Source organism: Natrinema soli (assembly GCF_028618695.1).
On sequence record NZ_JAQIVI010000220.1, the window covers coordinates 1 to 1,304 of the forward strand.

The 1,304-nt window shown below is 68.6% G+C and carries 1 protein-coding gene; it reads left to right on the forward strand.

Annotated features, from left to right (window positions below; genetic code table 11):
- The coding region (locus PGX04_RS14495) for a transglutaminase TgpA family protein (RefSeq protein WP_273739164.1) at positions 1–1,304 on the forward strand (1,304 nt) is incomplete at both ends.

The window sequence follows — 1,304 nt, forward strand, 5'->3', positions numbered from 1 at the left end:
CCGTCGCCGCCGGCGAACTCGAGAAACGAGGCGGCTCGATCCGGCAGGCGGACCTGCTCGCGGCCCTGTTCGCGCTGATCGTCGTCCTCTCGATGACGGTCACGATCGTCCCGGGCCAGCCGTCCGGGCCGACCCACCTCGTCCAGGGCGAATCCGGCACGCTCGAGGCGACGCTCGATACCGCGCCTCAGCGGTCGGGAATCTCCGGGCAGGTCGACCTCTCGCCTGAGGTACGGTTCACGGTCGAATCCGAACAGCGGTCGTACTGGCGCACGGGCGTCTACGATCGCTTCACCGGCGACGAGTGGATTCGAACCGGGCAGAGCAATCGGTACGACGGGCGGATCGGTTCGCCGCCGGGCAACTACGACCGGGTCGAACAGACCATCACCGCCGAGACGAAACTGGGGATCATGCCCGTCGCCCCACACCCGATCTCGCTCGGCGGCGACGTGACGCGGCGGACGAGCGTCTCCACCCACGGCCAGCCGCGCCCCGAAACGCCGCTCGAGGCGGGTGACAGCTACAAGGTCGAGAGCGCGATCGTCGACTCCAGTCCGACCGCGCTCCGGGCCGCCGGGACGAACTATCCCGACGACGTCACCGACCATTACCTTCAGACGCCCGAAAGTACCTCGAGCGAGTTCCGGGAGCGCACCGCCGAGATCACGGCCGACACCGATAATCCCTACGAGACCGCGGTTGCGATCGAGCGCCACCTCGAGTCCTCGAAGGAGTACTCGCTGGAGGTCTCCAAGCCCCCCGGGAACGCCGCCGAGGAGTTCCTGCTCGAGATGGACGAGGGCTACTGCGTCTACTTCGCGACGACCATGACGCAGATGCTCCGCGAGGAGGGCGTCCCGGCCCGCTACGTCACCGGCTACACGAGCGGCCAGCAGGTCGACGACGACACGTACGTGGTCCGCGGACTCGACGCCCACGCCTGGGTCGAGGTCTACTTCCCCGACCACGGCTGGGTCCGATTCGACCCGACGCCGGGGGACGGCCGCGACGACGTCCACACCGACCGGCTCGAGGAGGCCCGCGAAAACGGCAACGAGGACGCGGACACCGAGGAAAGTGCTGACGTTCCGGTTAGCAACGACTCATCCGACGATCCCGAGGACGGCCCGAACGATTCGTCCGGATCCGACCCCGACGACCCGAACGAGCCGGGCACGCCGGACGACGCCAACGAACCGAGCGAGCCGAACGGGTCGCCGAACGAGCCGGCCAACGGAACGAATGAGAGCCCGCCCGACCGCACCGAGGGCACCGAGTCGAACGACGACGAGCCGCTCGTC